Source organism: Meishania litoralis, assembly GCF_042611095.1.
GTDB classification, from domain to species: Bacteria; Bacteroidota; Bacteroidia; order Flavobacteriales; family Flavobacteriaceae; genus Meishania; species Meishania litoralis.
The window spans coordinates 1871423-1896097 of sequence record NZ_JBHFPV010000001.1; the positions used below are offsets into that span (position 1 = coordinate 1871423).

23 protein-coding genes are annotated in these 24675 nt (G+C 42.7%); 6 read left to right on the forward strand and 17 right to left on the reverse strand.

Going from position 1 to position 24675, the window contains the following annotated elements:
• Positions 1-6: 6 nt before the first annotated feature.
• The 10 genes from proC to ACEZ3G_RS08395 all read right to left on the reverse strand — a co-directional run bounded on the left by proC (position 7) and on the right by ACEZ3G_RS08395 (position 11688).
• Positions 7-807, reverse strand: a complete 801-nt coding sequence (proC, locus tag ACEZ3G_RS08350; RefSeq protein WP_432424984.1) for a pyrroline-5-carboxylate reductase — start codon at positions 805-807, stop codon at positions 7-9.
• Between the two features lie 47 nt (positions 808-854).
• Positions 855-1829 carry an N-acetyl-gamma-glutamyl-phosphate reductase gene (gene argC / locus ACEZ3G_RS08355; RefSeq protein ID WP_432424985.1) on the reverse strand — a complete coding sequence of 325 codons (975 nt, stop codon included), beginning with the start codon at positions 1827-1829 and terminating at the stop codon, positions 855-857.
• Entirely contained in the window at positions 1822-3012 is a 1191-nt protein-coding gene (argG, locus tag ACEZ3G_RS08360; RefSeq protein WP_432424986.1) for an argininosuccinate synthase, read from the reverse strand. The genes argC and argG overlap by 8 nt, the downstream gene beginning before the upstream one ends.
• Positions 3013-3150: 138 nt before the next feature.
• Entirely contained in the window at positions 3151-3771 is a 621-nt protein-coding gene (locus ACEZ3G_RS08365) for a GNAT family N-acetyltransferase (RefSeq protein ID WP_432424987.1), read from the reverse strand.
• 209 nt (positions 3772-3980) lie between these two features.
• A complete protein-coding gene (locus ACEZ3G_RS08370) occupies positions 3981-5336 on the reverse strand; it encodes a glycosyltransferase 87 family protein (RefSeq protein ID WP_432424988.1) in 1356 nt (451 codons plus the stop codon).
• Positions 5337-5961: 625 nt separating this feature from the next.
• Positions 5962-7446, reverse strand: coding sequence for a cellulose synthase family protein (locus ACEZ3G_RS08375; protein ID WP_432424989.1), 1485 nt, complete (start codon positions 7444-7446; stop codon positions 5962-5964).
• A gap of 1 nt (position 7447) precedes the next feature.
• Positions 7448-8158: a glycosyltransferase family 2 protein gene (locus ACEZ3G_RS08380; protein ID WP_432424990.1), complete on the reverse strand. Its 711-nt coding sequence runs from the start codon at positions 8156-8158 to the stop codon at positions 7448-7450.
• Complete coding sequence (locus ACEZ3G_RS08385; RefSeq protein WP_432424991.1) at positions 8158-8643, reverse strand: toxin-antitoxin system YwqK family antitoxin; 486 nt, start codon at positions 8641-8643, stop codon at positions 8158-8160. The genes ACEZ3G_RS08380 and ACEZ3G_RS08385 overlap by 1 nt, the downstream gene beginning before the upstream one ends.
• Before the next feature lie 78 nt (positions 8644-8721).
• Entirely contained in the window at positions 8722-10302 is a 1581-nt protein-coding gene (locus ACEZ3G_RS08390; RefSeq protein WP_432424992.1) for a 4Fe-4S binding protein, read from the reverse strand.
• Between the two features lie 36 nt (positions 10303-10338).
• On the reverse strand, positions 10339-11688 hold the full coding sequence (locus tag ACEZ3G_RS08395; protein WP_432424993.1) for an NAD(P)/FAD-dependent oxidoreductase: 1350 nt from the start codon (positions 11686-11688) through the stop codon (positions 10339-10341).
• Between the two features lie 196 nt (positions 11689-11884).
• On the opposite strand from ACEZ3G_RS08395, the gene ACEZ3G_RS08400 reads away from it, so the two are divergent.
• The 5 genes from ACEZ3G_RS08400 to ACEZ3G_RS08420 all read left to right on the forward strand — a co-directional run bounded on the left by ACEZ3G_RS08400 (position 11885) and on the right by ACEZ3G_RS08420 (position 17014).
• A complete protein-coding gene (locus tag ACEZ3G_RS08400; protein WP_432424994.1) occupies positions 11885-12604 on the forward strand; it encodes a DUF547 domain-containing protein in 720 nt (239 codons plus the stop codon).
• Positions 12605-12631: 27 nt separating this feature from the next.
• On the forward strand, positions 12632-13516 hold the full coding sequence (locus tag ACEZ3G_RS08405; protein ID WP_432424995.1) for a hypothetical protein: 885 nt from the start codon (positions 12632-12634) through the stop codon (positions 13514-13516).
• Between the two features lie 43 nt (positions 13517-13559).
• A complete protein-coding gene (locus ACEZ3G_RS08410; protein WP_432424996.1) occupies positions 13560-14561 on the forward strand; it encodes a glycoside hydrolase family 113 in 1002 nt (333 codons plus the stop codon).
• 100 nt (positions 14562-14661) lie between these two features.
• Complete coding sequence (locus ACEZ3G_RS08415) at positions 14662-15924, forward strand: outer membrane protein assembly factor (RefSeq protein WP_432424997.1); 1263 nt, start codon at positions 14662-14664, stop codon at positions 15922-15924.
• The gene (locus ACEZ3G_RS08420) at positions 15881-17014 is read left to right on the forward strand and encodes an N-acetylmuramoyl-L-alanine amidase family protein (RefSeq protein WP_432424998.1); all 1134 of its coding nucleotides are present in this window, start codon (positions 15881-15883) and stop codon (positions 17012-17014) included. Before ACEZ3G_RS08415 ends, ACEZ3G_RS08420 begins: the two co-directional genes overlap by 44 nt.
• Before the next feature lie 24 nt (positions 17015-17038).
• Here ACEZ3G_RS08420 and ACEZ3G_RS08425 read toward each other — a convergent pair whose 3' ends face one another.
• The 5 genes from ACEZ3G_RS08425 to ACEZ3G_RS08445 are packed head-to-tail and all read right to left on the reverse strand — an operon-like array spanning position 17039 to position 20739.
• The gene (locus ACEZ3G_RS08425; RefSeq protein WP_432424999.1) at positions 17039-17725 is read right to left on the reverse strand and encodes a TIGR04283 family arsenosugar biosynthesis glycosyltransferase; all 687 of its coding nucleotides are present in this window, start codon (positions 17723-17725) and stop codon (positions 17039-17041) included.
• A 16-nt stretch (positions 17726-17741) separates the two neighbouring features.
• Entirely contained in the window at positions 17742-18707 is a 966-nt protein-coding gene (gene arsM / locus ACEZ3G_RS08430) for an arsenosugar biosynthesis arsenite methyltransferase ArsM (RefSeq protein ID WP_432425000.1), read from the reverse strand.
• On the reverse strand, positions 18704-19519 hold the full coding sequence (locus ACEZ3G_RS08435) for a purine-nucleoside phosphorylase (protein ID WP_432425167.1): 816 nt from the start codon (positions 19517-19519) through the stop codon (positions 18704-18706). The genes arsM and ACEZ3G_RS08435 overlap by 4 nt, the downstream gene beginning before the upstream one ends.
• Before the next feature lie 2 nt (positions 19520-19521).
• Positions 19522-20193 (reverse strand): TIGR04282 family arsenosugar biosynthesis glycosyltransferase, encoded by a 672-nt coding sequence (locus ACEZ3G_RS08440; RefSeq protein WP_432425001.1) that lies wholly within the window; start codon positions 20191-20193, stop codon positions 19522-19524.
• Positions 20194-20220: 27 nt separating this feature from the next.
• Complete coding sequence (locus ACEZ3G_RS08445; RefSeq protein ID WP_432425002.1) at positions 20221-20739, reverse strand: rhodanese-like domain-containing protein; 519 nt, start codon at positions 20737-20739, stop codon at positions 20221-20223.
• Positions 20740-20820: 81 nt separating this feature from the next.
• Between ACEZ3G_RS08445 and ACEZ3G_RS08450 the strand changes: the two genes are divergently transcribed.
• The gene (locus tag ACEZ3G_RS08450; protein WP_432425003.1) at positions 20821-22380 is read left to right on the forward strand and encodes a glycoside hydrolase family 32 protein; all 1560 of its coding nucleotides are present in this window, start codon (positions 20821-20823) and stop codon (positions 22378-22380) included.
• 4 nt (positions 22381-22384) lie between these two features.
• On the opposite strand, the gene ACEZ3G_RS08455 is transcribed toward ACEZ3G_RS08450, so the two are convergent.
• Positions 22385-23695 carry an ADP-ribosylglycohydrolase family protein gene (locus tag ACEZ3G_RS08455; RefSeq protein ID WP_432425004.1) on the reverse strand — a complete coding sequence of 437 codons (1311 nt, stop codon included), beginning with the start codon at positions 23693-23695 and terminating at the stop codon, positions 22385-22387.
• Positions 23692-24663 carry a phosphotransferase gene (locus tag ACEZ3G_RS08460; RefSeq protein ID WP_432425005.1) on the reverse strand — a complete coding sequence of 324 codons (972 nt, stop codon included), beginning with the start codon at positions 24661-24663 and terminating at the stop codon, positions 23692-23694. The genes ACEZ3G_RS08455 and ACEZ3G_RS08460 overlap by 4 nt, the downstream gene beginning before the upstream one ends.
• Between the last annotated feature and the right edge of the window lie 12 nt (positions 24664-24675).

The window sequence follows — 24675 nt, forward strand, 5'->3', positions numbered from 1 at the left end:
GATTTTTTATAATTGCCCCTCCCGGATCCTACTGATTTTCTCGAACGAAGCCACAATTCCCTGTATCAATGAAGAGCTGAGCCCCTGATGTTCCATCTCGTTCAAACCCTGGATCGTACAACCTTTCGGGGTCGTAACCTTATCGATTTCCTCTTCAGGATGGTTTCCGGTTTCGATCAACAAACTAGCCGCACCGTTACAAGTATGCATGGCCAGTTCTTGTGCTTCAGTGGCATCGAAACCCAACTGTATGGCACCTTGGGTGGTCGCTCGTATGAGGCGCATCCAGAAAGCGATTCCGCTTGCACAGATTACTGTAGCGGCCTGCATTTGTTCTTCTGGCACTTCCATGGAATGCCCCATCCGGTTGAAAATGGCCTTGGCCAAGTTGATCTTGCCCTTTCCTTTTTCATTGCTGCATACACAGGTCATCGACTTGCCGACCGAAATCGCCGTATTGGGCATGCTTCTTATAATGTGATGTTTGGCTCCGATAATGCTTTCGATCTTGGCGATACTAAAACCGGTTATCGTCGAGATGATAACATGTTTGGTCTTCAAAAGGTCTTTGATGTCGACCAGAATCGCTTCGAGTTGGCTGGGTTGTACCGCGAATATCAAGATCGTCGACTTTTTTACCGCTTCGCGGTTGTCTGACGTAATGATAACATTGCCATATTGTTCAAAATTGTACAGTTCAGCGGTATTTCTTTTGGTCAGATAGATGTAATTCGACCCTTTTGAATTCAAAATACCCTTAGCAATTGATAATCCTAAATTTCCGGCACCTATGATGGCTATTTTCATTTTTTCGTTGTTTCTTGACCGTTGTTGGTAATTTATCGATATGCTCTTTAAAATACTCCAGCCTTTAATTTTAAACCTGCGGTTTCGTCAAAACCGAACATCAAATTCATATTCTGAACGGCCTGCCCCGATGCACCTTTCAATAAATTATCTGTGGCAGATGTAATCAGCAGTATATTGTCGTGTTTGTGCAAATGAACATGGCATTGGTTCGTATTCACCACCTGTTTTAAATGAATCGGTTCTTCGGCCACGTTAGTGAACGGTGCATCGGCATAAAAGCTCTCGTACAGTTCAATGGCCTTCGCTTCGCTTCCGGTAAATTTCGTGTACGCCGTTGCCAGAATGCCCCTTGTGAAATTTCCACGATTCGGCATGAAGAACAATTCTCCCGAATCGTCTTGCAATGATTTCAAACTTTCATTGATTTCCCCCAAATGTTGGTGCGTAAAGGGTTTGTACCAGCTCACATTATTGTTCCGCCAGCTGAAATGGGAGGTCGCCGAAGGGCTTACACCTGCACCTGTACTACCGGTCACGGCATTGATGTGAACATCCTGCCCCAGTAATCCGGCTTTTGCCAAGGGCAATAGGGCCAATTGAATCGTAGTCGCGAAACATCCGGGGTTTGCGATATAATCAGCTTTTTCGATTTCCGTTTTTTTCAATTCCGGGAGTCCGTAGACGAATTCTTTTCCTTCGAAGATCGAATCTTTCTTTAATCGGAAGTCATTGCTCAGGTCGATGATTTTTGTGCTATCGGAAAAAAGGTTTTCCTTTAAAAATTTAGAGGAATTACCGTGGCCCAGACATAGAAAGACTACATCGATATTCGGATTCACCCGTGCGGTAAATTGCATATCGGTCAACCCTAATAGATCGGGATGGGCCGAGGAAAGTTTTTTTTCTGCCCGGGTGGTGCTGAATACAAAATCGATTTCGGCCTGCGGATGGTTTAAAAGAATTCGAATCAATTCGCCTCCCGTGTATCCTGAACCTCCTATGATGCCTACCTTAATCATGGTTTTGGTTTACATGGTTATAGATTTTGCCCGAGTTGGAAAGGATCTTTATAAAACCTTTTGCATCATCGGCCGTCCATCCTTTGTTCATTTCGCCATAACTACCGAACGAAGCGTTCATCAGGTCATGCTCCGATGCGATTCCGTTCAATCGGAATTGAAACGGAAACAGGCCGACGAATACATCACCTGAGACGTTTTTTTGGGTATCTTTCAAAAAGGCCTCGATATTTCGCATTACCTCATCGAGATAGTTTCCTTCGTGCAGTAACATTCCGTAAAAATTGCCCAACTGCTCTTTTTGATATTGTTGCCATTTGGTCAAGGTATGTTTTTCCAAAAGATGGTGGGCTTTTATAATGATAAGCGAAGCGGCGGCCTCAAAACCGACCCGGCCCTTGATACCGATAATGGTGTCGCCGACATGAATATCTCGGCCAATGGCATATTTTGATGCCATATTGTTGAGCTTTTCAATATTGGCGACCGGTAAATCCTTTACTCCATTTATGGCGACCAACTCCCCTTTTTCAAAGGTTAGTTTCACTTCCGAGGGTTCCTTTTCCTGCAATTGACTGGGATAGGCCGAATCGGGCAACGGTTTTTCGGAGGTCAGGGTTTCTTCCCCGCCGACCGAAGTACCCCAAAGCCCTTTGTTGATTGAATATTTCGCTTTTTCCCAAGAATATTCGACCCCGTTCTGTTTGAGATATTCGATTTCGGCCTCCCGGGCCAATTTGTTATCGCGAATCGGTGTGATGATCTCGATTTCAGGAGCGATGATCTGGAAGATCATATCAAATCGTACCTGGTCATTACCCGCACCGGTACTGCCATGGGCGATATATTCGGCGCCCAACTTTTTGGCATGGTTTACGATTTCAATGGCCTGTACGATCCGCTCGGCACTAACCGAAAGCGGATAGGTGTTGTTTTTCAATACATTGCCGAAAATCAGGTATTTAACGACCTTGTCGTAAAAGGTTTGTACGGCATCGATAGAGGTGTATGACCTTGCCCCCAATCGCAATGCCTTTTCTTCGATGTCGGTGATTTCCTCTTTTGAGAAACCACCGGTATTGACGCTTACGGCGTGTACCTCAAAACCTTTTTCTTTTGATAGGTATTTGGCGCAGTACGAGGTATCCAACCCACCGCTATATGCTAAAACTAGTTTTTTCATGTGTTTATTTTTGTTGTTTTTCAACCGTCGCGCTTCGACAAGCTCGGCGCGGGAATGCAACCCCTGTCTGCCGGCGGGCAGGTTTGGTTTAAAATAATCATTCCGGTGTGTTTAGTGATGACCTTAAACATGTCGGTCTCATTTGGCCTTTTTCTTTAGGAATATACTTTCCTTGATACTCTTTAGTCGCTGGAATGTCTTGCCATTGAGTTTTTTAACATTTGCCGTTTTTTCTTTCGAATTTGGATCATAAAGCATGCCCGTACAGAGACACATTTTCTGTTCTGTACGTGTCAAGACATCAAAATTCTTGCAGGTTTGGCAGCCTTTCCAGAATTCAGGGTCATCGGTCAATTCTGAAAACGTTACGGGTCTGTAGCCTAGTTCATAGTTGATTTTCATCACGGCCAGCCCAGTCGTAATCCCAAAAATTTTCGCATTTGGAAATTTACTGGTAGAAAGTTCGAAGATTTTCTGCTTGATTTTTTTTGCCAGGCCTTGATTTCTATAATCTGGATGGACGATCAAACCCGAATTGGCCACATATTTTTCATGCCCCCAGACTTCGATGTAGCAAAAACCCGCAAATTTATCACCGTCAAGAGCGATTACGGCATTGCCGTTCTGCAATTTTTTGTGGATGTACTCAGGTGTACGTTTGGCAATTCCCGTACCACGTACCATTGCCGATTCAGCAATGGTGTCGCAAATTTGTTGGGCGTATTTAAAATGTGATTCGTCAGCAATTACAATGTTCATTGCTACGTTGTTTTAGTTAAAAATTCTCAATATGGTCTGTCGAAATTGCGGAAATGGACTCACCTATTTCCATAGAAGTAGCGCACCCTTACGGGCGACGACAACGTGGGAAGAACGGACGTGCGATAAAAACGAATATGTAATCTTGTCCTTGCATTGAGAGTCAAATGTACAAATTAAATTTTATCGACATAATTCAGGACTTAATTTTATCGAAAAAACGGTTTTTGCTTGTTCAATTTGAGTATTTCATAGGATAGGAAAGCAAACACGGCAATATATTCAATGGCCAATAGCCAAAGGTTTTCCTTAAAATCAGTTTGGGAGTATGCATAATAACTGAGAATGATTGCCGCCGACCATATAATGGGAAATCGAAATTCGGTAAAAATGCAAAGCGTCAAAAGAAAAATAACATACCAGGGGTGTACCGTGGAGCTCATTAAATAGTACAGGGTCAAAACCCAAAGCATGGCCGCCAACAATGTTTTCAGGTTTTTATCGACCTTAAAGACGGTGAACACCAACACAAGGATTATGGTGATATATGGGGTGACATTACCATAACTTTTGACGAACTCCCATGGTTTTTGGTCATAGCCAATGGCAATCTTCTTCATGATATTGTAAAGGCTGGCATTGAATTCAAAATTTGAGAACCATAGTCCCACCGTCTGCGAATAATTATCGATAAAATTGGAGGCGTAAAATGGAGATAATAGCAGAAGGGAAACCGCGCCGACCACCAAATAGAACAGCATGCTTTTTTTAAATCCGAGGTATTTCAGGAAAAGTGGAAGAAATAACAAGGGCACCAATTTTATCGAAATGGCCATGGCATAGGGAATTCCGGCCCAAACCCATTTTTTAATCGATAGCAAGTATAGGGCCCATATAAAAAAGAAAAGCATGACACCCTCGAAATGAAGGTTTCCGGTCAACTCGATAATCACCAAGGGATTTAAAAAATACCAAAAAATCAAGTGGGGAGACTGGTTGAGGTTACGCAATAATTTTCTTCCGAAATAGAAAATGCCGATATCGGCGATTATGATCAAGACCCGCATAACCAATACGGAGCCCATGACCGATTTTCCGCCCAAAAGGGTGGCCATCGCAAATATGATCTGGTTCAAAGGCGGGTAATTGCTGAAATGGCGGGCACTGAGTTCGCCCATGCCACCATAAAGCTCCTTTGCATTGGCGATGACCAAATCTTTTTGCTCGATCAAAGTGTCGGGTACCGCCAAGTATGGATTGACAAAATTCCGCACCAGTTCACCGTCCCAGATAAAGCGGTAGAAATCTTGCGAAAGATTCGGTTCTGCCATTAGGAATGCCAACCGAAACAGTACCCCTATGACAAGCAGCAATTTAAAATTCCACTTTTCGAATTGTATCAATTTGAAGCAGAGAAAAAACAAGGCAGCGCATAGGGTCAATAACTTGATAAAGTCGGTACGTTCGAGATGATAGGCGAAAGTATAGTATAAGCCCAGACAAATAAACGCGAGCACCAATGAAACCTTATGAAGTTTTAGATATGTGACAAATCGGTTGGGCATCCGGTGGGTTTCTTAGCAACCGAAAAAATAAGAAATTAAAGTGGAATATTCTCATTTCATTTCTTGCTTGTCCAAAGAAACGAAACAAAGAAAGGATACTTCTTCGTAGGAATTTTTGCTCCGTTGCACATCGCAAAACCGATTTCGAAACTCGGCCGTTCAGTGGAAGGCGGAACGAGTACCATCCGAGCTTTCTCAATCTATTCTTCGAAGAAGACACTCCAGGCAACAAACATTTTTCATTCTTTGAAATTCACATCTCCGAACACCTAAAAGAAATTATTGAGGAAGCTACAGATTTTCAATTTTCATGTTACACGCAAACTGAAAACAATCCATTTACTTAGCCATGACAAGGTGGTTTTTTTTGTTCTTTTTTTAAAAGACCGTTTGATCACCTTGCAAATCAAAAAGCTTAATTGTTGCACATGGGATAGAACCCAAAATGATATATGTCAAATGATCAAAATAAGAGAAATTGAAATAAACTTTTCTTATTGGGAATGGTGGCAAGTAATTCTCGGACTTATTGCCATTATTATATTATTAAAAGTGAGTCCAAAGGAAATTCATAAGGAGGTAAAAAAATCATGAAGATTTGGGCAAAGAGTTAAAAACCCTTGTCTTATGCCCTCGCCGTCAACGACTTGGTAAACACAAAACCAAAACCGAGGAACAACATCATGTGGAATGGAAAGAGTCCGAAATCATCTAGCGGTATCGCACTGTACATACCAAAGAGGAAATAGACCATTAGGCCGAACTCGAGAATCATGTTGGGCGATAGCTTTTTGGCGAGATATTTATTGCCTTTCCAGCTTTCGGTAATGCTGTTGATATTAAACTTCGGCGTTCTCACGAACTCACTTCGCTTGCCCATATGGCCTTCTAAAACAGCAATCGAATTATGTAGCGAAAACCCTAAGGCTACGGCGAAAAAGGTAAAAAAGAGCTTTATGTAGTCCACAAAATTGTCAAAACTACTGCCCTGAATACTTTTGTAGGTGAACCAATAGCAAACAAAAAGTATGATGGTACTGACAATAAAAAAGTTGAGTGCATTGAAAAGTCCATCGAACTGTGGGTAGGTATTTTTAATATACATGGCCGGAATGCTCAGAACGGCTACCAAGAAAACACATAAAAACATAGAACTGTTCAACAGGTGCATGACACCGTGGAACTTGGTCTTGAACGAAATGTTCTTGGCGCTGATCACGCTCCAAACCGATTTTCTGAAGTTTTCAGCACCACCTTTGTTCCATCTGAATTGTTGTGACCGTGCGGCACTGATTACGACCGGAAGTTCTGCAGGGGTCTCGACATCTTCCAAATACTTGAACTTCCAATTTTTCAGTTGGGCACGGTAACTTAAATCGAGGTCCTCGGTCAAGGTATCGCCCTCCCAGTTTCCGGCATCGAGAATACATTGCTTTCTCCAAATACCGGCCGTACCGTTAAAATTGATAAAGTGGCCCTTTGAATTTCTTCCGACCTGTTCAAGGGTAAAATGGGCGTCAAGCGCAAAAGCCTGGATTTTGGTCAGCACAGAATAATCTCTATTGATGTGGCCCCAACGGGTCTGTACGACACCAATTTCCTCATCCTTGAAGTAAATAACGGTCTTTTTCAGCCAATCACTGTCCGGTAAGAAATCGGCATCGAAGATGGCGATAAACTCACCTTTGGCAATTTTAAGGCCTTCTTTCAAGGCACCGGCCTTAAAGCCTTGTCTGTTTTTCCGGCGAATGTGGACAATGTCAAGGCCTGTATTCTTTAATTCTTCGATTCTTTCGGCCGTCTTGATTACGGAATCATCTGTAGAATCGTCCAAGACCTGAATTTCAAGTTTACTTTTTGGGTATTCGATTTTTGAAATATTGTCCAAGAGCCGTTCCATTACATATTCCTCGTTGTAGACGGGTAGTTGGATCGTTACAAACGGAATCTCTCTTGGATCCAAAAGATTGTATTTTGGCGCATTTTGGTTTCTTCGCTTATTACCTAGATAATTGACCAAAAGGTTCAGCTGGGCAAGACTATACAGAAAGATCAGTAAGAGCGAAATGCTATAGATCGCGAGGATGATGTATATAATTGTTAGTCCCATTTTATTTAAAGCTATATTTAAATATCCACCCTAAAATTTTAATGCCTGCAAATATACTACCTTTTACGGTACCTGATACTTTTGAAATGCCAATTCTTTTCTTGTAACGTACTGGCACTTCGGTATATGTCAATTTTTTCTTTAATGCCTTTAATTGCATCTCAACGGTCCACCCATAGGTTTTGTCATCCATGCCCAATTGAAGCAATTTGTCGTACTTTATGGCTCTAAACGGACCGAGATCGGTAAATGTTGCCCCAAAGAACAATTTCATAAGCCTGGTCGCCAACCAATTACCGAAAACCTGTTGGGGCGTCATGCTCCCTTCTTCCCTAAGGTGCTTGACACGGGCCCCGATTACCAGGTCTTTGTCGTCTTCTACGATCGGTTTCACGATTTCGATAAGCTCTTCTGGATAATCGCTATAGTCTCCGTCAATAAATACGATAATATCGGGTAGTTTGGACTGTTGCGCGACATAATTCATTCCGCAAAGGCAGGCATAACCATATCCTTTTCTATTTTCGGTAAGCACCGTTGCTCCTGCATTTTGGGCGTTTTGAACGGTTTGGTCGGAAGAGTTGTTGTTGACAACTATTATTTCTGAAACGATATCTGGAATTTCATGAATTACATGGGCAATTGAATCGGCTTCGTTGAAGGCGGGTATGATGACCTTGATGTCAGGGAAAAGTTCGAATGCTGCAGTCATTATTTCAAGTCTGAAAGTGCATTTTCTTTTCTAAAACTATTAAGATCATACCAGTCTTTAAGTTTTCTTCCATTTCGATATTTCGAGGCAGAGGTAATGCCGGTTTGGTCATATTGTATGCAATAGCCATTTTTTTGACCGTTGGAAAGCTGGCACTTATAATCCAATCTTCCGAATTGGTCATAAAACAACCACCAATCGATCTTTTGGCCTTTTTTGTAATGTCCCTCTTTGCTGCGAACACCTTTTTCAGAAAAAAAATACCAATATTTTTCCCTCAGATCCTTACGGTAATGGCCCTGCTCGGCCAATTTTCCATTTTTATGATAGAATTTCCAGTACCCTGTTTTAGAACCATTTTTCAACCAACCTTCGGCCTTCGGTATACCGGTCTGGTAATACTCTTTAAAATAATGACTTTTTTCTTCGCGAGTGTTTCCGAAGAAAAGGAACAGTGTTACCGTAATAAGTACTTTAACGGACATCGACTTTCTTGTTAATGGTCAATTGGTCGAATAAATCGATCGCAACTAACTGACTGATTCTTTGTTCGATATTAAAACCTATTTTTTATTGACCAGTTGCATCAGGTCAACATCATTGCCCAATAGAACTTCGTTCGAATTGATACGTCCCTCAAGAGGCCCATTTTCCAATTTCAGTACCCCTCGCGGACATACGGCAGAACAGATGCCACACCCCACGCAACTTGCCCGAACAATATTTTCGCCTTTCTGGGCGTAGGCGCGCACGTCGATGCCTTGCTCACAATAGGTAGAGCAATTGCCGCACGAGATACATTGTCCGCCATTGGTGGTAATGCGAAAACGTGACCTGAACCGCTGTACGACACCTAGATAGGCTGCAAGCGGACAGCCAAAACGGCACCAGACACGGTTTCCGAAAATGGGATAGAACCCGGTACCGATAACACCGGCGAAAATCGACCCGATGGCCAGGCTATAGGTGTTCTGAACACTTTGCGTTTTTATCCCCAGAACGGTTCCCGATTCGGCAAAGAAGCTGTACAGGGTCATCGCGGTCATGACAAGTGCAAAGACGAGCACGCCATGAACCAACCAGCGTTCTATCTTCCAGGCAAATAATGACTTGTCTGAATGTTGGCGGTACGGGTCACCTAAAGTTTCAGCAAGGCCACCGCACCCGCAGACCCATGAACAGTACCATCTTTTTCCGAAGAAATACACCATGATCGGTACAATGACCAAAGTCAATATAATTCCCCAAAACAAGATAAAAAGGCCAATTCCGCCACTGTTCAAGAGCGATTTTAAATTCCATTGAAAAAAGAAATCATAGTCGAGCGGAAAGGCATTTTTAAAATCATAATAGGGCATTTGAAGCCGTACCATGATCTCTGGAACCAAAAAAGCGAATACGATTTGAAAGAAAAGCACCGAAGTCGTGCGCACCATTTGGTATTTGTTATGTCTGTATTTGATGTACATGCGTACGGCCATAACGACCATGACGACACAGTACATAAATCCATAAACGAACCAATGCCCCGCAGGGTTCCCGCTTAGGGCCTCGCTGATTGGATCGACCAGATACGTCCAGTTCACGGCAAACTCGGGACGGAAATAGAGGATCAGGTAAAACGTTACCAAAAAGATAAAGACGGACCATGCAATCCAACCTCGGTTCGTTGCATTTTCATGATAAATACCATTGTTTTTTATTCCTTTTTTGCCCAATAGGATGACATTGGGCAGAATGAAAAGAAGTGCTCCGATGATTCCGAGCCCGAAGGTCAGAAACCACATCAACCCTTTGTTTTGTGGAATAAAGCCGCTACCGGATTCTTTTCCGATAAGCACGGCCATATCATGTGGATTGGTATATATAACCTTCTTGTATTCTTTATTTTTTCTATGCGAAATGTTCGCCGATTCGACTGCTTCCGAAATCGTTGCAGATAGGTCTGGCATACCCGTAAACTCCTGACCTATTACCCTATCTTTTATAGATTGAATAAAGAGCTCGCTTTTAACCCCTTTATCGGATACGATCTTATCAAAGGTTGGGGTGTTCAATTGGAAGGTACCCATTAAAGGCAGGGCCGTAAAAACGCCCAATCCGATCAGAAAGATTACAAGGCCTATATTTTTAAGTGCTTTCATCGATAAATGATTTTTCGATTATTACTCTATGGTCGATTATTTTGCTTTTTCAAAAATTCGTCTCCAACTTTTTTTCTTGGGGATGATGTTCGTACCAAATTCTGAATTGAACTTTGATACGATTTCTTTTTCGTATTGTGCATAGAATTCCGGGTCGAAATTGGCATCTTTCAAAAATTCCATAACATGATCGATATTTCGTTCTTCGGTCAACCAGCGGTCAAAGATTTCGTGTCGCATGCGAATTCCGAATGAATTGATGCCCAAAAATCTTCTGGTGTTTTTGTCAAATGCCACTGTTATACAGCAATAATCTTTTGGGTGGCGCCAATGAAAATGTCTCTCGTTTTCTTTCATGTTTTTTTCGCTGAAAACCCAGCCATAGGTCTGGTATTCGATATCTAGAAATTTGGCCGAGTTGAACCAATGACCAGGATTATAAGGTCTTCCATTTCCACAAATGGTCTGCGCCACCGTTTCGCCCATCATTCTCCCGGTATACCAGACCGCTTCAACGGGGCGACGGTTTCCGATAGCTTCATGCTGTTCGGCGCAGTCGCCTATGGCATAAACATCAGGAATATTGGTTTTTAAGAAACGATCGACCTTTACGCCCCGGCCGAGTTCGATACCCGAATCCTTAAGAAAAGCGATATTGGGAGATACCCCAGCGGTCAAACCAACCACATTGCATTCAATGGTGTCGCCTTTATCGGTAATGACAGCTTTTGCCCTTCCGTTTTCATCTGCGCTGATTTCGGCCAAATTGGTCGACAATCGCAAATCGATATGATGCTCCAAGATATGCTCGTTGATCATCTCTGACTCTCCCTTGGGCAATACACCGTTCCAAAAACTACTTTCACGAACCAAAAAAGTGACGGGTATATCACGACTTCTCAGCATCTCGGCAAGTTCGATTCCGATGAGGCCGCCCCCGACGATTACCGCCCGTTTGCAAACTTCTTTATTTGGCGCGTTGATTTCCAGTTGGTCGAGATCCTGTTTTGAATAGAGTCCTTGTACGCCGTCCAGATCTTGTCCCGGCCAACCGAATTTGTTCGGTTTTGAACCCGTGGCGATAATCAGTTTATCGTATGGTATTTGCCTCCCATCCTTTAAAACAAGATTTTTATCCTTGTGGTCGACCTGGGTTACATAACCCTTGACCAAATCGATGCGGTTCTTTTTCCAGAACCAGTTTTCATAGGGTTGTGTATGTTCGAACTTCATGTGGCCCATGTACACATACATGAGCGCAGTGCGTGAAAAGAAGAAATCGGTCTCTGAGGATATGATGGTAGTTTTTTTGTCAGAAAGTTTTCTGATGTGCCTGGCCGCGGTGATTCCGGCAATGCCATTTCCTATGATAACGATATGCTCCATTTAAATGTTTTGAAGTTTAAACCTCTGTCGCGATTAAAGGTAAGAACTTAATTCTTTAACAATAGATTGGGTTCGTTATAGATCTGTGATACTTTTTAATGTCATTTGCGTTCTAAAATGGCCCGGATTTTGAAACTGTAAGATTGTCTTGCACAGTTCGACCAAGAAGGCGTTGATTTCATTAATATGCGCTAAGATGAGAAAATCTATTTTTTTGGTATTGTTTTGTTTTTTAGCCCTATCATACGGCCATGCTCAGGGCACATCGGATTTTTTTCTTAGTGCCGATACCTTTTTAAAGACCCATGTCAAAGACGGACGGGTAGATTACAAAGCCATTAAGGATAATAGTTCGCAATTGAACGAGTTGTTGGATATGGCCGAAAAAATAGCCCCTAGCAGTAAAAACAAAGAGGAATATCAAGCATTTTGGATCAATGGATATAATCTTTTGGTGATTAAGGGCATTGTTGAGAATTATCCCCTAAAATCCCCATTGGATGTCAGCGGTTTTTTCGATAAGACAAAACATACGATAGCGGGCGAAACCATTACATTGAACGATATCGAGAACAAACGCCTACGGGCGGTTTTTCCTGAAGAACCGCGATTTCATTTTGTTCTGGTCTGTGGGGGATTGGGCTGCCCGCCGATCATTGCATCGGCCTATAAACCCGAGACGTTGGACGCTCAATTGGAAACCCAGACCAAATCTGCCCTGAATGACCCGAATTTCATCCAAGTAAATAAAAATAAGGTAAAGATCTCACAGATTTTTGAGTGGTACAAGGGTGATTTTACCCAAGACGGGCAAAGCCTCGTTGATTTCATTAACAAATACAGATCTGAAAAACTACCTGAAAAGGTCAAAGTGTCTTACTATCCCTATGACTGGTCGTTGAACGGCTCAAAATAAAATTAAGTTTCAATTTTAAATAGTATCATGAATATAAAAAAAGGAAACCTATTTCTTCTAATGGCACTTTTGGCCGCTTTGAATATCTTCTCGCAAGATGACCCCAATACGACGCAAAGACAAAGTAACATTCAACAATACACACCTTCAAAACTGATCGGTAAGGGCCAATGGGATCTTAAATGGTTCAACAACCTTTATACCGAGACAAGAAGTACTTTTGAAATAGGTAGAATTCCCAGAGCTACTTTTTTTACCTCGACCCTTGAAACTTACACGGGAGTTGGCGAAAATAAAAGATGGAATATCGGTGCCATTGTCGAAGTACGGAGCAATGTCGTGAAAGACCGGTCGGCCTTCGATGTTTTCAAGTTCGATGGCGATGAGGGTACGGCGCGTTCGGGAATCACCTCGATCGCCCCGTCGGTTAAATTCGTTCCTATTGCGTCGATCAGTAATTTTTCGATTCAAAGCTCCTTTTTTATTCCTCTTGTGGATAATGAGACCGAAAACGGAGTATTTCTAGACCAGAAGGGATATATCTGGCAGAACCGTTTTTTTTACGACTACACTTTTTCTGATAACAAATGGCAATTGTTCAGCGAGCTGAATTCAGAATTGAGTTTCGGTAAGGCCGGTGAGAGTTTCGCCAACAATAGTTTGAATTTGACCCCCGGTCTTTTTTTAAGTTATTTTCCGAGCTCGAAATTTACGGTTCTGGCCTTGGCGCAGCATTCACAACGAATCGACTTGGGCAATAACTTTTCACAAAATTATACGGCAATGGGAGGGGGTGCCAAATATCAGTTGTCAAGCGCACTTAACCTGGAGCTGCTTTACACCAATTTTCTGAGAGGTAATAATTCAGGCCTTGGACAAACTTTTAATCTGGGCCTCCGTGCTATTTTTTAACGATACGGCAAAATGGCCTATTTTAGAAGTCCAAATGCTTTCAATGAAAAAGATTGCCCTTCTAATATTGTGTATCCTCCAATTTTCTTGTTCCGGACAAGGTGTTGGGAAAATCAACGGAGTCAGTTTTGTGGCCTCCCGGGAAGAAGTGGCCCAAGGGCATATCGATGAGGTGGTCAAAGTTAACGCGAACCATGCGGCCATCATGCCTTTTGGCTTCATTAGGGATGTCGATTCGCCAAATATTGTTTTCGATACCGATAGGCAGTGGTTCGGTGAGACCAAAAGGGGTGCCCTGCAGTATATCGAAATGTTGCATAAAAACGGAATCAAGGTTATGCTTAAACCCCATATATGGATTTCACATGGAGAATTTACCGGAACCATGGCCATGAAATCGGAGGAGTCTTGGCAGGCACTGGAAGCTTCCTACGAAAAATTTATTCTCAATTATGCCCAGACCGCGCAAGAGGCAGATGCCGATATATTCTGTATCGGCACCGAATTGGAACAATTTGTAAAAAACAGGCCGGGGTACTGGAAACGGCTAATCCGAAAAATTCGGGAAATTTATAAAGGAAAGCTCACCTATGCGGCCAATTGGGACGAGTACGCCAGAACCCCTTTTTGGGAAGATTTAGATTACATAGGTATTGATGCTTATTTTCCCTTGTCTGAAGAAATAACGCCTTCTATCGGGCAATTAAAGTTGGGCTGGAAACCTTGGAAGGAAAAAATCGCTGCACTTTCAGATGAAAAGAACAGGCCTGTACTTTTTACCGAATATGGGTATCGCAGTATGGACTATACCGCCAAAAAACCTTGGTTGGTGGATCTTCATGATGAAAAGGTAAATTTGGTCGCCCAGGCCAACGCCCTTACGGCAATTTTTGAGGAATTCTGGAAAGAGGATTGGTTCGCCGGGGGTTATGTCTGGAAATGGTTCATCAGGCACAAAGAAGTAGGCGGCGACCAAAATAATCGTTTTACCCCGCAAAATAAACCTGCCCAAGAAGTCCTTAGCAGATATTATAGATCCGAATAGTCGGCTTCGGCTTTCTTTTTCGTGGTTCTTTTGTAGAGATCAAAGGCTATCTTTGAGGCCATAACCATGTAATCCGGGTTGGGTACATTAAAAGTGCATGATGTTCAGAACTTTTCTGTCTTACTTACTATTTCTCATTACTTGCTTTTGTACGGCACAACAGTCGATAGTGGATGATTTGGGCTTTGCCGGGGCAGAAAGAACAAGGTCTGATTTTCTTCAAAGGCTTGTCGAGACAAAGACAGGTATGGTTTTAGATTCGGTCCTTCTTCAGAAAGATATGGAGCGCTTGAAAAGATTGCCCGCAGTCGCCCACGCCTATTTTGAGGTTTTTCCCGCTGGTGATGGAAAAAATAGGGTGGTCTATCATATTGAAGAAAATTTTACCCTTATTCCTTTTGCGAACGTATATACTTCCTCGAACGGCGAGTTCGCATTTCGGGTAGGTCTACAGGAGTTCAATTTTTTGGGAAGGAACATTACATTGGGCGCATTTTACCAATATGACGTTTTCAATTCCTTTGGGGCGCAGATCCGCGCTCCGTACCTGTTCAGCAATAAATTGGGTCTCGAACTGAATTTTAAGGACCTGACCACCCGTGAACCCGTTTTTTTTGATGATGCGACTGCGGATTATCGGTACAATAACAAAGGTTTTGAACTTATGGGGCTTTACGAAATGAATTTCAAAAATCGGTTCGAGCTTGGCGTCAGCTTATTTAACGAAGACTATGCATACCTTGATGGTGCTATAAGTCCGAATGTTCCACAGGAACTCAATGTCGATAAACACCTTTTCAAACTTATCTATCAATATGATAATGTGAAATACCACTATCAATACTTAGATGGGTTTCGAAGTAGCTTGAACCTACAATACGTAGGGAGTCAGAATGAAAACCTACCGGAATTCGTGATCGGTTTCAATGATTTTATTTGGTTCGAGCGTATTGGCCAACGCGGTAACTGGGCAAACCGTTTACGATTGGGCCTTGCCAGCAATATGAAAACCCCTTTCGCACCCTTTACCGTTGATAACAATATAAACATCAGAGGGGTAGGCAATACCATTGACCGAGGTACCGGCGCCATTGTGCTCAACAGTGAATACAGGCATACTTTGATCGACGACAACTGGTTCGTGCTACAGGGCAATGTCTTTGTCGATGCCGGTTCTTGGCGAAATCCTGGGGGTGATTTCGGCGACTTTGGCGACGATGACAACATTCGCGTATATCCTGGTCTCGGTTTGCGGTTTATCCACAAGAAGATATTCAATGCCATTTTTAGGGTAGACTATGGGTATGGCATAACAAAAAATGCTTCCCACGGCATCGTTTTTGGAATTGGGCAGTATTTTTGATAATCTTTGTGTAGAACAATTTTCATTTTCAGTGCTATATAAAGATTTTTGCTTCGTTCTTGTGCTTTCCATTTTTGGGATAAACCTGTCTTTTTCCCAAGATTCATTGATAACGGTTACGGCCGAAAAGGGTGATGGTATTCTTTCCTTGTTGCGTAAACAAGGAATGAATCCTTATGAGCGATATGACGACTTTATCGCCATGAACCTAGATAACCTGCGTGATAGTGTGCATCTCTATGAAGGTAGGATATACCGTATTCCCTTTATTGAGGATGACAGTGTCGTTGTTGTCGATTCGCTTGAAAGACAGGCCAAGGAAATCAAGAAAATAGAGGGAGAGTACCACTCGATTTTTGGAGAGGGCAATGAAACGGTTCTCCCAAAGAGCGAAAAGCTCAAAGGAGCGGTCTATTATCTTGTGTCGGGCCATGGCGGTCCTGATCCAGGTGCAATGGCCAACTATGCGGGCAAGGCCATTGCCGAAGACGAATATGCCTATGATATTACGTTGAGATTGGCCAAGGAATTATTGGCCCATGGTGCGACCGTGTACATAATTATTCGCGATGAAAACGATGGCATTCGCGACGATCGCATTTTAGAAATCGACCATGATGAGGTGGCCTACGGAGGCAAGACAATACCATTAAATCAATTGGCGCGGTTGAAACAACGGGTAAACATTGTGAACCAACTTCACAGAAAACATCTTGGGCAATTTCAACGATTAATCGTAACCCATGTCGATAGCCGCAGCAAAGGACAGAATATCGATGTATTCTTCTATCATCATGAAAAGAGCAAGAACGGAAAGAAATTGGCCGAAAGTATTCACAAGACCTTTCAGAAAAAATATAAAAAGTACCAACCGAACCGAACCTATACGGGTACTTTCGAAGATCGGACTTCACTCTATTTGGTCAAAAAGACCCACCCTGCAATGACCTTTATAGAAATCGGAAATATCAGGAACAAGAAAGACCAAAGAAGAATTTTGGATCCCGATAATCGCCAGGCACTTGCCAAATGGATTTCAGAAGGTGTTCTTTTGGATTTTGAAGGAGGCGAGATCGGACCGATCCGCTAAAACCTTGTTTTCGTTGACGCGATATTATAAGGCAATTTTCCTCTGATAATAATCGTATAGTTTTTCAGGCCCTTCGCCCAGATAATTTTTCAAATGAATAATGCCAAAATGATATTGCAGGCGCAGCATACCTTTTTTACGGTATTTTCGAGCCGAGGTCTTCACATATTGGGGCAATATCATGAAATCGGTTTTTGAATAAAGTCGCGCTACAAATTCGACATCTTCGTAAATAATGTAGGCCTCGTTGAAGCCGTTGGTCTTTTCGAAAAGATCTTTGGAAATAAAAAGGGATTGGTCCCCACCGCGGCAAATCGGATGGTTGATCCTGGTAAACCATGCAAAAAACTTCAAGAAACGGCTTTGGCTATCAAAGCGCATTCTGAAACAACCGGCCTCGCTTCCATTTTTTTGGGCCTGTAAAATACGATATGTGAAGTCCGGCGGTGGAAAAGTGTCGACATGTAGAAAATAAAGTAGCTCTCCAGTAGCAAATTTGGCCCCGGTATTCATTTGTTTGGCACGCCCTTTTTTCGATTCGATTACAGTGGCCCCAAAGTTTTTTGCAACAGTTATCGTATCATCGTTACTGCCACCATCAACTACCAAAATCTCCCTGACCTCACTTTTTGAAGTATGTTGGCCTAAGTACTCCAACAGACGACCAAGATACATTTCCTCGTTGATAACAGGAATTATAATACTTATCATAGAGTAATTGCAATTGCTAACAGCACCCGCCACCATCATAGTGCCAAGTACTTTCACTTATATGTATTTCATCACTCGCCTTTGCCAGGGCGGCCGCCGTTTTGTCGCAGACCGCCAAAGGTTGGTTTTGCAACAGCACATGGCCATTGTTGTCATCGAAGTATTCGGCATCACCATAATAGATGGCCGTTTTGCCCGTAAAGATGCAAGGGCCATCGGCAGGCATGGGATCTTTGATCGCGGCGATCTCGATAGATTCAATAAATATCAGTTCTTCCGTCGGGTAATGGTTGGGTGATAGCACCCTGTACGACTTTCTGGCCCTGATCTCGATCGTGCCGAACCCGGCATCGGTCAAAACTTTTACATAGTCTTTTATCGGAATGCTACCGCTCAGGCAAAGTGCCCTTAGCCTGTCATCATTTCGCAACGTTTCGTTCATGGGCTGTTCACAGGTCGGATCGCTCATCACCAGACGGCCATGGGGTTTGAGCACGCGGTACATTTCGGCCACCGCTTTTTTTAGGTCGTCCATTTTGAAAATATTGAACAAGCAATTTTGTGCGGCCACATCGATACTTTCATCTTCGATCGGAAGATTCAATGCATCGCCCTTGACCAAGTTGACGAACTCGCTTTTGAACCAATCATTCTCATCTTCGGCGACCTTAAAATTTTGTCGTGATGCCTCGAGCATTTCATCGACGGTGTCGACCCCTGTAACACCTCCTTTTTGCCTAGAAAAGTAAGCAAATTGTAAAAGTTCCATGCCACCGCCAACACCAACGTACAGCACCTTGGGGTCGTTGACCAGATCTTGGGCGGAGACCGTGCTTCCGCAGCCATAGTTCATTTCTTGCATGATTTTCGGAATCGAAAGCCCCGGAAATTGCCATATCGGATTGGTCGTACAGCAGAGCCCTACATCAGGGGTCAACGCCGCTTCTTTATAAAGATTATTGGTCGCTTCTAAATAGCTCATATTTCTTTGATTAATTCTATGAATAGTTTTATCATGTTAGGTTCGGTACTTCCGGCTATTTCGATAATTTCCTGAATATTGACCGGTTGCAGGTTGTCGGGGTCACATTCATCGGTCAAGACCGAAACGGCTACGATGGGTAGTCGTAAATGATTGGCAACAATTACTTCGGGTACCGTACTCATTCCTACGGCGTCGGCACCCAATATTTTTAACATGCGATATTCTGCCTTGGTCTCCAACTGTGGACCGACTACCGAAGCATAAACGCCGCTTTTCAAAATGATACCTTCCCTTGTAGCTATTTCCTTTAGATGTTTACGCATTTTTGGATCGTAGGGTTCGATCATATCAACAAATCGATCTCCGAATTCCGCAACATTTTTAAAGGCCAAAGGGGAACCGCCCTGCAAGTTGATGTGATCCTCGATCAACATCATCTCTCCCTTTTTATAATCCAAGTTGATGGCCCCGGCTGCATTCGAAATGAACAAGCTCTCAATGCCCAAGAGGTGCATGACCCGTATAGGATAGGTGACATCCATAAAATCGTAACCTTCATAAAGATGAAAGCGACCTTGCATAACCACTACTTTTTTATTGGCGATGGTTCCGTAAATAAGTTTACCGGTATGGAATTCGACCGTCGCCAAGGGGAAAAAAGGAATGTGGTTATAATGGGCCTCTACCGGATTTTCGATTTCATCTACCAACTTGCCCAATCCCGTGCCCAGTACGATTCCGATTTCAGGTTTGCCGAAGCCTTTTTGCCTAAGGTAGGCGACCGATTCTTCCAAGTGTTGTTTTGTTATTCTCATAGATGTTTTAAAAATGGTTGAAAAGCCGCAACATGCGAAATATCTTCATACCTGTCGATATCGTTGCGTACCTCTTTTATATATATGCTTTCTCCTTCCAAATCATTGATGGTATCTTTATAGACCGTGTCGGCACCCCATTTTTTATTTTGAAAAATTATGGGGTTGAATTTTTTCATTCCCAACATATAATACCCTCCGTCGACCGCTGGGCCGATCACATAATCGGAATGGTCCAGGCCCTGAAAGGCATCTTCGATATCGTTTTGTACAAGATCGAACATATCGCTTCCGATGATGCAGATTTTTTCGAAACCCGAGGCGAAACCTTCCTCAAAGGCGTGGGCCATTCGCTCGCCCAGATCTTTGCCTTGCTGTTGCTTTTTATCGTATATCAAATTGTCCCAAATATCATCTTCACGCACCTTGACCGAATAATGCACCTGTTTTGCGATATTGAGATTCGATGTTATTTTAACGGTATGGGCCAATAGAAATTTATAGACTTGAAGTGCCGCTTCATCGCCAATGGTCGCTGCCAATCGTGTCTTGCACTTGCCCAATTCAGGATTTCTGGTGAAAATTATGAGCAGGCTTTTGGAGTTGACAAAACTGAGGTGGACCGTTTTTTGATCTTTTTCATTCTTCTTGGAAAGGATAAAACCCATATTCGGAATTTTGTTTTCAGACCAGGTCTAGGGTTCTAAAACTTCTTCTTTGCCGTAGACCTTCTCGCCCTTGGTCAACAGTTTGCCCCAATGCTTACTAAAGGCATGCACTTTTTGGGTTTCATTGTCCGTGCCATCATATATCGGAAAACCCTTGTTTTTCCATTCGAAAATGCCGCCATAAAGGTTTTTGACATTGGTGAACCCCGCCTTCATTAACTTTTCGCCAATATTCTCAGATCTTACCCCAATGGAGCAATAGACCACTATTTCACTTTCTTTATTATTCGGTAATGGCTTTGAAAGTGAATCGATATTGAAAGTCTTATGACCTACCCAAATGGCATTTTTAAGATGGCTGACCTCGAATTCTTCCCTTTCCCTTGCATCCAACAAAAGTATATTTTCACTTCTCGCAAGTTCCTCGACGTGTATATAAGGAACACTTTCTTTATTGAACCTTTTCAAGACCCTGTCTAGCTTCTTCTGTGAAAAAGTGTTCGGGCAGAAAACCAAGAGAAGTAAAAAAAATGAAAGAAAACGCATGTTCGTCACATATTAAAGCGATAAAGATACTATTTTAGGGGGGCTTGAATGAAAAGTTCGATAACGTTTAATGAATAGGATATGAACATTAAGGATGCCTTAAAGTTCTGCTTTCTTGCTTTATTGATATTATCATGTAGAAATAAGAAAGCCCAAAAAGAACCGACCGCTAATACGATTAAAGTGGAATATTACTCAGAACCCCACCGTCCGCAATTTCATTTTACACCTGAGGAAAAATGGATGAACGACCCCAATGGTCTTGTATATAATGACGGAATTTTTCATCTTTTTTATCAATATTACCCAGAGGACATCGTTTGGGGCCCCATGCATTGGGGGCATGCTACAAGCGAAGATTTGATTCATTGGAACCATAAACCCATTGCCCTGTTTCCTGATGAGCATGGGTATATTTTTTCGGGAAGTGCCGTTCTCGATGAACAGAACACCTCGGGATTGGGCACGGAAGACAATCCGCCTTTGGTCGCCATTTTTACCTACCACAACTCGGATGCAGAAAAAGATGGCCGAAATGATTATCAGACGCAGGGGATCGCTTATAGTCTCGATAACGGGGATACATGGACGAAATATGAGGGCAATCCTGTAATCGGTAATGATGGAATAAAAGATTTCAGAGACCCCAAGGTTTTCTGGCATGATAAAACAAAACAATGGAAAATGCTTTTGGTGGCCGGAGACCATCTCCAAATTTGGAGCTCTTCGAATTTAAAAGAATGGAAAAAAACAAGTGAATTCGGCAAAGAACAAGGGGCGCATGGTGGCGTTTGGGAGTGTCCTGATATGTTCGAGCTCCAGATCGAAGGAACCGATGAGACGAAATGGGTACTGTTGATAAGCATCAATCCCGGGGCGCCAAATGGTGGCAGTGGTACGCAATACTTTATTGGAAACTTTGACGGCAATACTTTTACCTCAGATCAGAAATCGAACCGTTGGATCGATTGGGGCACTGACAATTATGCCGGAGTGACTTATAACAATGCGCCCAAGGACGAACGAATTTTTATCGGTTGGATGAGCAATTGGAACTATGCAAATCAAACTCCCACGGAAAAATGGCGTAGTGCCATGACCCTGCCCAGAAATTTGGCCTTGCAAAAAATCGGGGATAACCTTGAATTGATCAGTTACCCAATCGAAAACTTTGAGAAGGTCGTCACGAAAGGTTCGAAAAAAGAGGTCGTCATTGAACCTGCCCATAAAGAAGTTGTTCCATTTAAAGGTTTACAGCAGTCCGATATGCGGTTTACAACTTCTTCCAGAGATTTTCAACTGGTCTTCAAGAACCAAAATGAAGAAAAACTCATTATGGGTTTAGATTCAAAAGTAGGTGAATTCCTTATAGATCGAAGTCGATCGGGAAAAATCGATTTTCAGGAAGATTTCACAAACATTATGACAATGCCGGCCGATAATCTGCCAGATGGCGAAGTCGAGTTTCGGATCGTAACCGACAGGTCCTCCGTAGAAATATTTATCAACAAAGGCCAATATAGTATGACTGCCCAAGTATTTCCGAATACGGATTACGATGAAATGGTCATAACCAATACTTCCGATGCATTGATGAAGTTGAACAACTTCGGTATTGCCGAGGTGAAGGGTGTTTGGTAACGGTTTATTGCGAATGATAGGCGTTTTCGGTCATTTCTCTGGCCAAGGATTCAAGATCGATTCCCAAAACCTCTTTGTTCACCCTCAATATTTCGGTACTCAGGTCAACAGGTAATTTTGAAAAACCGTCTTTTGCGCCGAGAATCATTCCCGCCACGGCGGCTACTGTATCATTATCACGACCGTAATTGACGATAAATTGCATGGTTTTTTCAAAATCGCCTTGGCCGAACTCCAGAGCGGTGACCAATATTTGCCAAATCTCTCCAGAATGGAAAGGAATTGCCTTTTCCTCTTTTTCCAAGAAAGAATACACCCTGTTCTGTTGTACCCACTCTTCCGTCGAATATGGAAAACCTTGTGGCATTCTGAGTTCTTTCAAACCATTGGTATCTAGTGAATCATGAATTTCGATTTTACGTGCGACCAAAACGGTTCGTCGTGATGCATCCAGAATGTTTTGACTGATACGACCGACCAATCTACTGTTCTTATATTCCAATGGGTCGATAAAAATGGCCGTATTCAAGATCGAATCGATACTTTGGGAATACATGGCGGTATTGGTCATGGCGGCCACGAGGCCCGAAATATCCTTGGCATAGCCAAGGTCAAAAAGTGAATGGTCGTAGGCAATCCGATAGGCGTATTCGGGGTTTTTTGACAGCAGACCGAACATGGGAGTGTAGAGCTGCCCTGCACATGACATTTCACCGCCATAGAAGCGGTGCATGGCCTTTTGGTATTCTGTCGCATCTTTTTGATAGGCCAAGGCGACCCGTGCCCATTCTTTGATCCAATCGATTTTTTCCATCCGAACGTCCAAAATATCCGGGTTTTTGTTCGATTGGGCATCACCTAGCTCTTTGGTTAGGGAAACGTAATAGTCTGTAATGAAGTCCGCAAAGTTCTGCGGGGTCAAATTATCATCGAACCGCGAAAAATATTTGACCATAAAATATTTCCAGCGGGTGTCGTCAGTGGTCGACCCGGCCACTAGGTTATTGTCCCAGGTGCCTTCCGGCGATTGTACGCGCACGGCAGGGGTTAACCCGGTAATGTACCCGTAGTTTAGTTGTATTTCGTTTCTATGCCACATTTCGGTAGAGGCCCCCATGGCATCACCGATTGCCGATCCAGCCAGGGCGCCCAGCACCTTATCGTAATATGTATCTTGATCTAAGTACTTAGTATCATGCCCATAGACCTTCTTTTCGGGCGAAGGGAGATTTATCTCTGAAGCGGTTTTCTTGCATGAAACAAGAAATAAAATAATGAACAACGCGTGAAGGAAAAAATATTTTCTCTTGTTCATGATAAGATCATTTTTCGTGCCTTCTTTAAAAGTTTTGCCTTTTCTTCAAGGGTTCTTTCAAGCGGAAGTTGGGCAAGCCCGATCAACCTTCTCATAATTTCGATGCCCGCGACTTGGGCCACTAATTTTTGATCAACGCCACCGTCATATTGCAAAAGAATTTGTTTCAAGAATTTTTTCTTTCCCGTAGTCATTATCATATGGGCCGCCATGACCCCTAGATCAAATTCGGCAAATCCTACGAACCCAAATTCGGGATCTATAACATAAAGGTTTTCGGTTTCGGTCATCCAGCTTCCGGGATAGTAATCGCCGTGGATCAGCGTATTGCCCTTTGAAAGGTAGCGCTTTCCTATGTTTTTGATGACCTTCTTCAAAGCCGCATCCTTTTTATAGGCCATCGACAATTCTTGTAGCCCCGGTTGAATGTCGCTCAAAGAAAAACCATTGCCTTTCTTAAAGGGTAGCGAGAATATATGTTCGTGGTTCAACTTGCGCATTGCAAAGTTTTCAGGAAAATCTTTCGGTGGTTTTGTTCGATGGATTATCCTGAGGATGAAAATCAATTTTTGAAGCATCTTTTTGTTGACATCCCCATCATGATAAAGTGAAATCATGTCTTCGCACTTGCCAAGATCTTCTAACAACAAGAGGTGATTTGTGGCGTCATACCCTAAGATTTTAGGCATGTGCGCATGAAGCGCATTGTTTTGGATTATATCATAAAACTTGTATTCAACGGCGATTCTGTCCAACGGTGCCTCTATTTGTTTGTATTTCTCAACATAGGGGCGCGATTGTTTTAGAATAAATGACCGTTGATCCGTAATGATGCGAAGGACCACGTTCATATTGCCCTCACCGGGTTTCTCCAAAGATTTTATTTGCTCCTCCGAATGTAGCCAACCTTTCGAAATTAGATAATCTTGAAGATCTTTGAGTTTGGTATTTAAATCGAATAGAATCAAGTCGCTTGGTAT

Bases quoted from the DNA above. Each gene is read 5' to 3' on its own strand.
- proC (WP_432424984.1), bottom strand. From the start codon at position 807: ATGAAAATAGCCATCATAGGTGCCGGAAATTTAGGATTATCAATTGCT.
- argC (WP_432424985.1), bottom strand. From the start codon at position 1,829: ATGATTAAGGTAGGCATCATAGGAGGTTCAGGATACACGGGAGGCGAA.
- argG (WP_432424986.1), bottom strand. From the start codon at position 3,012: ATGAAAAAACTAGTTTTAGCATATAGCGGTGGGTTGGATACCTCGTAC.
- ACEZ3G_RS08365 (WP_432424987.1), bottom strand. From the start codon at position 3,771: ATGAACATTGTAATTGCTGACGAATCACATTTTAAATACGCCCAACAA.
- ACEZ3G_RS08370 (WP_432424988.1), bottom strand. From the start codon at position 5,336: ATGCCCAACCGATTTGTCACATATCTAAAACTTCATAAGGTTTCATTG.
- ACEZ3G_RS08375 (WP_432424989.1), bottom strand. From the start codon at position 7,446: ATGGGACTAACAATTATATACATCATCCTCGCGATCTATAGCATTTCG.
- ACEZ3G_RS08380 (WP_432424990.1), bottom strand. From the start codon at position 8,158: ATGACTGCAGCATTCGAACTTTTCCCTGACATCAAGGTCATCATACCC.
- ACEZ3G_RS08385 (WP_432424991.1), bottom strand. From the start codon at position 8,643: ATGTCCGTTAAAGTACTTATTACGGTAACACTGTTCCTTTTCTTCGGA.
- ACEZ3G_RS08390 (WP_432424992.1), bottom strand. From the start codon at position 10,302: ATGAAAGCACTTAAAAATATAGGCCTTGTAATCTTTCTGATCGGATTG.
- ACEZ3G_RS08395 (WP_432424993.1), bottom strand. From the start codon at position 11,688: ATGGAGCATATCGTTATCATAGGAAATGGCATTGCCGGAATCACCGCG.
- ACEZ3G_RS08400 (WP_432424994.1), top strand. From the start codon at position 11,885: ATGAGAAAATCTATTTTTTTGGTATTGTTTTGTTTTTTAGCCCTATCA.
- ACEZ3G_RS08405 (WP_432424995.1), top strand. From the start codon at position 12,632: ATGAATATAAAAAAAGGAAACCTATTTCTTCTAATGGCACTTTTGGCC.
- ACEZ3G_RS08410 (WP_432424996.1), top strand. From the start codon at position 13,560: ATGAAAAAGATTGCCCTTCTAATATTGTGTATCCTCCAATTTTCTTGT.
- ACEZ3G_RS08415 (WP_432424997.1), top strand. From the start codon at position 14,662: ATGTTCAGAACTTTTCTGTCTTACTTACTATTTCTCATTACTTGCTTT.
- ACEZ3G_RS08420 (WP_432424998.1), top strand. From the start codon at position 15,881: ATGCTTCCCACGGCATCGTTTTTGGAATTGGGCAGTATTTTTGATAAT.
- ACEZ3G_RS08425 (WP_432424999.1), bottom strand. From the start codon at position 17,725: ATGATAAGTATTATAATTCCTGTTATCAACGAGGAAATGTATCTTGGT.
- arsM (WP_432425000.1), bottom strand. From the start codon at position 18,707: ATGAGCTATTTAGAAGCGACCAATAATCTTTATAAAGAAGCGGCGTTG.
- ACEZ3G_RS08440 (WP_432425001.1), bottom strand. From the start codon at position 20,193: ATGGGTTTTATCCTTTCCAAGAAGAATGAAAAAGATCAAAAAACGGTC.
- ACEZ3G_RS08445 (WP_432425002.1), bottom strand. From the start codon at position 20,739: ATGCGTTTTCTTTCATTTTTTTTACTTCTCTTGGTTTTCTGCCCGAAC.
- ACEZ3G_RS08450 (WP_432425003.1), top strand. From the start codon at position 20,821: ATGAACATTAAGGATGCCTTAAAGTTCTGCTTTCTTGCTTTATTGATA.
- ACEZ3G_RS08455 (WP_432425004.1), bottom strand. From the start codon at position 23,695: ATGAACAAGAGAAAATATTTTTTCCTTCACGCGTTGTTCATTATTTTA.